This window comes from Dietzia timorensis, from assembly GCF_020742175.1.
In the GTDB taxonomy this organism is placed as follows: Bacteria; Actinomycetota; Actinomycetes; order Mycobacteriales; family Mycobacteriaceae; genus Dietzia; species Dietzia timorensis_A.
In genome coordinates this window covers 1-8,013 of sequence record NZ_DYXM01000003.1, presented here as the reverse complement: position 1 = coordinate 8,013, position 8,013 = coordinate 1, and the positions used below count along the sequence as shown (strand labels likewise).

The 8,013-nt window shown below is 65.8% G+C and carries 8 protein-coding genes and 1 pseudogene; 7 read left to right on the top strand and 2 right to left on the bottom strand.

Features of this window, described 5'->3' with window-relative positions:
- The 5 genes and pseudogenes from K8V11_RS00080 to K8V11_RS00060 all read left to right on the top strand — a co-directional run.
- Positions 1-579 (top strand): annotated as a pseudogene (locus tag K8V11_RS00080) (glutamate synthase subunit alpha); the annotation flags it as partial.
- Complete coding sequence (locus tag K8V11_RS00075; RefSeq protein WP_303910032.1) at positions 572-2,044, top strand: glutamate synthase subunit beta; 1,473 nt, start codon at positions 572-574, stop codon at positions 2,042-2,044. The pseudogene K8V11_RS00080 and the gene K8V11_RS00075, both read left to right, overlap by 8 nt.
- A 111-nt stretch (positions 2,045-2,155) precedes the next feature.
- Positions 2,156-2,437 carry an RNA-binding S4 domain-containing protein gene (locus tag K8V11_RS00070; protein ID WP_303910030.1) on the top strand — a complete coding sequence of 94 codons (282 nt, stop codon included), beginning with the start codon at positions 2,156-2,158 and terminating at the stop codon, positions 2,435-2,437.
- 36 nt (positions 2,438-2,473) lie between these two features.
- Entirely contained in the window at positions 2,474-3,049 is a 576-nt protein-coding gene (locus K8V11_RS00065; RefSeq protein WP_303910028.1) for a hypothetical protein, read from the top strand.
- Between the two features lie 100 nt (positions 3,050-3,149).
- Positions 3,150-3,536 carry a hypothetical protein gene (locus K8V11_RS00060; RefSeq protein ID WP_303910027.1) on the top strand — a complete coding sequence of 129 codons (387 nt, stop codon included), beginning with the start codon at positions 3,150-3,152 and terminating at the stop codon, positions 3,534-3,536.
- Positions 3,537-3,566: 30 nt separating this feature from the next.
- Here K8V11_RS00060 and rraA read toward each other — a convergent pair whose 3' ends face one another.
- Positions 3,567-4,046: a ribonuclease E activity regulator RraA gene (gene rraA, locus K8V11_RS00055; protein ID WP_303910025.1), complete on the bottom strand. Its 480-nt coding sequence runs from the start codon at positions 4,044-4,046 to the stop codon at positions 3,567-3,569.
- Between the two features lie 176 nt (positions 4,047-4,222).
- Between rraA and cls the strand changes: the two genes are divergently transcribed.
- Together cls and K8V11_RS00045 are read left to right on the top strand one after the other, a co-directional pair.
- Complete coding sequence (cls, locus tag K8V11_RS00050) at positions 4,223-5,704, top strand: cardiolipin synthase (RefSeq protein WP_303910023.1); 1,482 nt, start codon at positions 4,223-4,225, stop codon at positions 5,702-5,704.
- Between the two features lie 74 nt (positions 5,705-5,778).
- Positions 5,779-7,083, top strand: a complete 1,305-nt coding sequence (locus K8V11_RS00045; RefSeq protein ID WP_303910020.1) for a hypothetical protein — start codon at positions 5,779-5,781, stop codon at positions 7,081-7,083.
- A 109-nt stretch (positions 7,084-7,192) separates the two neighbouring features.
- On the opposite strand, the gene K8V11_RS00040 is transcribed toward K8V11_RS00045, so the two are convergent.
- A complete protein-coding gene (locus tag K8V11_RS00040) occupies positions 7,193-7,993 on the bottom strand; it encodes a MerR family transcriptional regulator (protein WP_303910034.1) in 801 nt (266 codons plus the stop codon).
- Positions 7,994-8,013 lie beyond the last annotated feature (20 nt).

Below are 8,013 nucleotides of genomic sequence, written 5' to 3'. Positions count from 1 at the left end.
GGGCTCTCCGGTGGCCGCATCGTCATCCGCCCGGCTAAGGACGTTCCCGAGGACTTCGTCGCCGAGGAGAACATCATCGCCGGCAACGTCATCGCCTACGGCGCGACGAAGGGCGAGATCTTCCTCCGCGGCATCGTCGGCGAGCGCTTCTGCGTCCGTAACTCGGGCGTGACCGCGGTGGTCGAGGGCGTGGGCGACCACGCCTGCGAGTACATGACCGGTGGCCGCGTCGTCGTGCTCGGCGAGACCGGCCGCAACGTCGCCGCCGGTATGTCCGGCGGTATCGCCTACTTCTACGATCCGGCGGGCGAGCTGGAGAACAACCTCAACGTCGAGCTCGTCGATGTCGAGGAGCTGGACTCGGAGGATGCCGAGTTCCTCCACGAGACCGTGAGCCTGCACCGGGAACTCACCGAATCGACCATCGCGGAGCAGATCGTGTCCGGGTGGTCGCAAAACGTCAACGCCTTCAAGAAGGTCATGCCGCGCGACTTCAAGCGCGTGCTGCTGGCCATCGAGCAGGCCGAGAAAGACGGTCGCAACGTCGACGAGGCAATTATGGAGGCTGCAAATGGCTGATCCGAAGGGCTTTCTCAAGCACACCGAGCGGACGACCCCAACGGCGCGCCCGGTTGAGGAACGAGTCAACGACTGGAACGAGGTCTACACCTCGACCCGCATCGATCTGCCGATCCTCACCGATCAGGCCAGCCGGTGCATGAACTGCGGCGTTCCGTTCTGCCACAAGGGTTGCCCGCTCGGCAACATCATTCCCGAATGGAACGACATGGTCCACCGCGGCCAGTGGGACGAGGCCGTCGATCGGCTGCACGCCACGAACAACTTCCCCGAGTTCACCGGGCGCCTGTGCCCGGCACCGTGCGAGGGTTCGTGCGTGCTCGGCATCAACCAGCCGCCGGTGACGATCAAGCAGATCGAGGTCGAGATCGCCGAGGAGGGCTGGAAGAGCGGTTACCTCCACCCGATCAAGGCATCGTTCCGGACCGGACAGAAGGTCGCGGTCGTCGGCTCCGGGCCGGCCGGCATGGCTGCCGCCCAGCAGCTCACCCGCGCCGGTCACGCGGTTACCGTCTTCGAACGCGACGACCGCATCGGCGGTTTGATGCGCTACGGCATCCCCGAGTTCAAGATGGAAAAGAAGGTCATCGACCGTCGCATCGAGCAGATGGAGGCCGAGGGCACCGTTTTCAAGACCGGCGTGAACGTCGGCAAGGACATCACCGCCTCGCAGCTTCGCGCCGAGTTCGACGCGGTCGTGCTCTGCGGTGGTGCGACCCTGCGCCGCGACCTTCCGGTGCCCGGCCGCGAGCTCGACGGCATCCACCAGGCGATGGAGTTCCTGCCGTGGGCGAACCGCGCAGCCGTCGGCGACGACGTCCTCGGTGAGGACGGCCAGCCGCCGATCACCGCCAAGGACAAGAACGTCATCATCATCGGCGGCGGCGACACCGGCGCGGACTGCCTCGGCACCGCGACCCGCCAAGGCGCCAAGTCGGTGAAGAGCTTCGAGATCATGCCGCAGCCGCCGCTGTCGCGTGCCGCCTCGACGCCGTGGCCGATGTACCCGCTCATGCTGCGCACGCCCTCTGCTCACGAGGAGAACGGCGAGCGCATCTACAGCGTCTCGACCGCAGAGTTCGTCGGTGAGAACGGCAAGCTCAAGTCGATCAAGGGCAACGAGGTGAAGATGGTCGACGGCCGCTTCCAGGCGGTCGAGGGCTCGGACTTCGAGTTCCCGGCAGACCTGGTCCTGCTCGCCATGGGCTTCACCGGCCCGCAGCAGGCCGGCCTGCTCAACGACCTCGGTGTCGGCTACACCGATCGCGGCAACGTGGTGCGTGGCAACGAGTTCGACACCGACATCGACGGCGTGTTCGTCGCCGGCGACATGGGTCGCGGCCAGTCGCTCATCGTGTGGGCGATCGCCGAGGGCCGCTCGGCCGCGGCTGCGGTCGACCGTTACCTCATGGGTGAGACGGCGCTGCCGTCGCCGATCCGGCCCACGGACGCACCTCAGCGCTAGGCGAAACCGGCCCCGGCCGCGCCCCGCCAGACGGCGGCGGCACCTTTCCACGAGGTGCCGCCGCCGTCTTCGCATTAGCTCCCCTCGCCCGCGAAACCGTATTCTTGGGGCATGAGCCGACACCTAGCTGGACGTGGACGAGCGAAGAGCGCACCGCCCGTCAATCCGATCGAGGACATTCCCTGCGATCTCACCGAGAAGTTGACCCTGGGGCAGTTCCTCAAGATCGCGAACCTCATCGAATCCGGCGCAGAGGCAAAGATGGTCATCGCTGATGGGGAAGTGACGGTAAACGGGGACCCGGACACGCGCCGCGGTCGGGGCCTCGCTGCCGGGGACATCGTAGAACTGGGTGGGCACAGCGCGCGCGTCGTCAACAAGAACGAAGCGTAGAGCCGAACGGCGAACAACCAAGAACGGGGAACACCAGTGAGCGAACAGGACATGCCGCAGCGCCACGTCGTGGTCGTCTTCGACGGGCACGACGCGGGGGCGCGTACCTACGCCGAATGGTTGGCAGAGGACACGGGCGGGGCGATCGGCACCGTTGAAGACGCGGCAGACCCGGTCGGCCCGCTCAGCGGCGACCTGCTCGTCGCGGACACCGTGATCGTCGTGACGGCGCTGGGGGCCGACGGCGCCCTCGGTGGCGCGACCTTTGTGCTCGATAACTGGGATTACCTGCAGGACTTCGGGCGGCGAGTGGCGATCGCGGTGGTCGGTATGTCGCAGGTCTTCGACTACGACCGGCTGCGCGCCATCGAGAAGACCATCGACGCCGAGAAAATGACGCAGTTAAAATTCTTCCAACTTCGGGGCAAGCTCGACACGGCTTCGCTGGGGATGAGAGACAAGATCGCGCTGCGCGCGCAGGTTGCCGCCCTCAAGGCGCGTCCGAAACGCACCCCTGAAGAGCAGGCAATGCTCGATAACGGCGGAAACTTCGACTTCACCCATCGCAAGTCGCTGCGCCCGCTTCTGCGCTGGGTGCGCGAGGAATCCTAGCTCCCCGGATCGCGAGACGAAACAAGAATCTCAGTGGAAATTCAGTAACCGAGCCGCAAATAAATACGATGTGTATCTAGGTACAAACATCGGAAGAAGAATGCGGAAGTTTCGTGGGGCGCTCGTGGCTGCGGCGACGGTCGGCATGGCCATGTCGGCAGGGGTGGGCGTCGCGTCGGCGGAGGACTCAGGGCAGGGGAAGGCCGAAGAGCCGGTGCCCTGCGCATTCGAGTCCGGCGAAAAGGTCGATTCCAGGCCGGAGTGCCGCGCGCAGGTCTTCGGCTATGGGTCCTTCGGGACCGAGTCGCTCGCCAATGTGCTCAGTTCTGCGATCAACACCGGCTCCGTGGTGATGAGTATCGAGCTCCCCGACCTGCTCTCGCTCAACGGGGTGTTCGGTGCGCTCGGTAGCCAGCAGGGCACGCCGCTGTTCTCGGTGGGCGAGGTCGCGTTCGGCAGCCTGTCGAGCAGCCTCGACGGAAGCTAGCGGCGCGCCCCTCGGGGCGAGACGTGGTTTCTACCGGACGACGATCCCGTCGTCGTCGGAATACAGCTCTTCGCCGGGGACGAACGTGATCCCGCCGAATCCGACGACGACGTCACGCTCGCCGTCGCCGGTTTTGGTGGATTTACGCGGGTTCATGCCGAGCGCCTTACATCCGAATTCCATGCCGGCGATGATCTTCGAATCCCGCACGGCGCCGTTGACGACGACGCCGGCCCAGCCATTCGACCGTCCGAGCTCGGCGATGACGTCTCCGACGAGCGCCGTGTGCACGCTTTCGGCGCCGTCGATCACGAGCACGCGGCCGTCGCCCGGCTCACCGAGAATGCTCTTGAGCAGCGCGTTGTCCTGGTAGCAGCGCACGGTCGCAATGCGGCCGCAGAACTCACTGTGACCTCCGATGTTGCGGAACTGCGTATCGCAGCTGCGCACGGCGGGGCCGATCTCGTCGACGAGATCGGCGGTGGCGATGAATTCCAGCGAACCGGACATGGTGCTCCTTCGAATCGGTGAGCCGCGTAAGAGGCTGTCTCTACACCTGCGATGTTACGAGCATCGGTGTGCGCGGGCGGCACGCCCCGACCGAATCGCTCCCCGGGCTGCTTCGCAGGCGGCAATATGCCGGTGCCCGCAATCTCGAAACCCAAAGCGGGCACAATAAGCACATAATGAATGTCGCCGCGTGGATAGAGTCGATCAACTGGGCAGCGGTCGTGCTGTGGATCGAGTTCGTCGTCAAGGTCGCCGCCGTCGGCATCGTGCCAGAACGCCGGCAACCCTCGTCCTCGCAGGCCTGGTTGCTGCTTATCCTCGTGCTGCCCATCGTCGGTGTCCCGCTTTACTTCATGCTGGGCTCGCCATTCGTCCGCGGGCGCAGGCACGCTATCCAGGAACGGGCGACCGAATCGTTCTCGCAGGCGACGGCGGACTGGCCGACCCTGCCCGAGGGCGTGACGGTGGGGAAGCGCTTCGGCCAGATCCTTACGATGAATCGCACGCTCACCAACCTCCCTCCCAGCACCGGGCGGTGCCTCGGCGTCTACCGCGAATACACAGCATCGCTCGCTGCAATGACCGAGGCGATCGAGCGGTCCACGTCGTATGTCCATGTCGAGTTCTATGCCCAATCCTGGGACTCGGAGACCGAAGAGTTCTACGTCGCGCTCATCGCAGCTGCCGAACGCGGGGTCACCGTGCGCGTGCTCGCGGACCATCTCGGCTCTGCGAAGTATCACGGCTTCCGGCCTATCAAGAGGCGTCTGAAGGCGGCGGGCGTCGAGTTCTACAAGATGCTTCCCATCAACCCGTTCCGCGGGCGATTCCGTCGCCCCGACCTGCGCAACCACCGAAAGTTCCTCATCGTCGACGGACGAGAGGCCTTCGTCGGTTCGCAAAACCTCATCAGCCGCTACTACGGCTCGAAACGAAATCAGAAGGTCGGCCGCGAATGGGTCGACTTAATGATGCACGTCTCGGGCGAGGTCGTCGACGCGCTCGACGCGGTGTTCGCGACGGACTGGCTCGCCGAATCCGGGGAAATCATCTCCCACGTCCTGGACCGCCTTCGCGAATACGAGGTGGAACAAGTCGGCGGCGAGGTCAACGTATTCCAGGTCGTACCCAGCGGGCCGGGCTATCCGGCCGAACCCTCGCTGCGCATGTTCGTCCAGATGATCAACGGGGCCACGGAATCGGTCCGGCTCGTAAGCCCCTATTTCGTCCCGAACGAGGCGTTCATCGAGGCGATGAAATCGGCCGTGCTTCGCGGGGTCAGGGTCGAGCTGCTCGTCCCCGAGAAGGCCGATCAGTTCGCCGTGCACCACGCGCAACAGTCGTACTTCCGCGAGCTTCTCGAGGCCGGGGTGATTCTCTATCGGTTCCCACGCCCGAAGGTTCTGCACTCGAAGATGATGGTCGTGGACACCAAGCACGCCTACTTCGGTTCGTCGAACATGGACATCCGCTCGTTCATCCTCAACTTCGAGGTGAGCATTCTGGTGTTCGGCGGCAACGCGGTCGCAGAGCTCGATTCGGTCGTGGACCACTACGAGGACATCTCCACGGAACTGACGTACGAGCGGTGGATGGAGCGGCCGCTGATCGGAAGATATTTCGACAACGTGTTCCGCCTCACTTCTGCGCTGCAATGACGTGAAGTAACCTTCAATACGCGCCAAGAATTCCCTGAAAACATCACACCCCGCGAGAACGGAACACCCCACCGATGGCCCTGGTCAACACCGCTTCATCGAGCAATGGACACCGCTCTACCCCGAGACTCGCCTCTCGCTCCGTCATTGCCGCATCTGCTGCCACCTCGCTGATCTTCGCTGCCGCCGCTCCTGCGGCGGCAGCCCCGGCCATCGGCAGTCTCGACTCGGGCTCCCTGCAGCAGGGTGCCGGCGAAGAGAAGGACCAGGCGGCAGGGAACGGCTCGCTCGACGGGCTGCTTCCCGAGGGCACCGGCAGCCTCGACGCAGAGGCAGGCGGCGCGGCCACCGGCTCCGGCGCGGGCGAAAGCGGCACGCAGGCGAATGCTGCAACTCCGCCGTCATCCACGCCTTCGCAGCCGAGCGGCAACGCGTACGCGGAGACGCCCCGCGCGCCAGGCACCTTCAACCCCGAGGCGATCGGCGAGCTCAGCCCGCAAACGATCAGCGCGGTGGGTGTGGTGACCTCAGCGACTGTCGGCTCGGCCATCCTGTCTCTCGGGCCCTACGGGCCGAGCACGGGTTCGGCGCTCATCGGCGGTCTGCTGCCGGGCGTGACCTATGTTCCGGCCGCGGGCTCGCTGGGCAGCGCCGGAAGCGGCGAGTTCGCCACTTCGCTCGGCGTTGCGGTGTCCGAGCGGACCATCTTCCAGGGCGCCCTTGGTATCGGGACGACGATCCTCACCGGGTACTTCGAGGGCATGGCCGCCAAGCAGGATGCCGCCGAGCTCACTGACGAGGACATCGAGCTGTGGGACGGGATCATCAACAGCGTCGACGAGCTTCGCGCCGTCGCCTCGCTTCCGCCGATCGAGCGCGGCGACCCGCACGTCCAGGTCGCGGTGCCCGAGCCGTGCCGCCGCGGCTTTGCGGAGAAGGAGGAGATCTCCGAGGACGAGGCCGACGAGCTGTGTGAAGAGGCGATGGCCGAGCAGGAGGAGACGGCCGGCGACGAAGCGGAGAACGGCGACTCCAAGGGTGCCGACTCCGATGACGCGAAGGCCGAAGACGCGGACTCGGATAACGCGAACGCGGCCGGGAACGGTGGCGACAACGGCGAGGCAGACAAGGCCGGCTCGGATCCCGCCGCAAACGGCGAGCTGGGCGACACTCGCAGCGAAAACGCCGCTCCAGCAGCTAACCCGGCGGCAGGCGCCCACTTCGCCGGCGCCGACACCCGGGGCGGCGAGGAGTCGATCGCCGCAGAACCGAAGCTCGCGAACACAGGTGTCGACGCGGGAATCATCGGCATCGCCTCCGCGGTGCTCGTCGCCATCGGCGGGGCCTTCGTGCTCCTGGGGCGCCGGGCCCGCTCCTAACCGAACACAGACGAACGCGCGGTCCTCCCACTCCGGTGCGAAACCGGAAAAGGGGAGGACCGCGCGTCATTTCTCGCAAGACCCGGGGCGCCTCGTGCCCCGTTGCCGGCTACCGCCACTCGGCGGTCTCCGGGTCGACGCCGTGTCGGCGAGCATTGGACTCCACGGCGGCACGCAGCCACTGCGCCAGCCCCGGCTCGACCGAGTCGTAGGTCTCGGTGAACCGCTCGTCGGTCGTGTACATCCGCGCCAGGCACACCTGCATCTCGTGGGTGCAGTCGTAGAACCTGTCGATCGAACCGCGGTGACGCTCGGCAAGCGCCGCCGCCTCATCCGAATCCGGCTCGACACCGCGACGCTTGGCCTCGCCGAGCGCGGAGTTGAGTTCATCCTGCTCGGCCTTGACCTGCTTCCAGTCCTCCTTCGAGAACTTCGCGGTCCGCGCCGTGGACTGTGCCCACTGCTCGGTGTCGCCCCAGCGCTCCTTCGCCTCGGCCTGATACTCCGGCTTGAAGCTCTCGCCGAAGATCTCCTCGGCCTCCTCCGGGGTCAGCGACACTCCAGACTCTTCCATCATCATCATCCTTTCCACTGATCTCTTCATGTGCCCGAGCCTGTCGATCTCGCGCGCCAGCAGGTCGGCCTGCCTTCGCAGTTGGACCTGGACCGACCCCTCGCCTCTGACGGCGGACGCCACGTCCTCCAACGACATGCCCAGTTCGCGAAACACGACAACCCGGTGAATCAGCGCAAGATCGCCCGGACCGTAAAGGCGGTACCCGGCAGCCGAACGAGCCGAGGGGCTCACGAGACCGAGGGAGTCCCAGTGGTGCAACGTGCGCACGGTGATTCCCGCGAGCTTCGCGACCTCGCCCACCGACCAGCGGTGCTCTCCGCCGTCATACTGCATGGGTATTCGTCCTTTCCGGG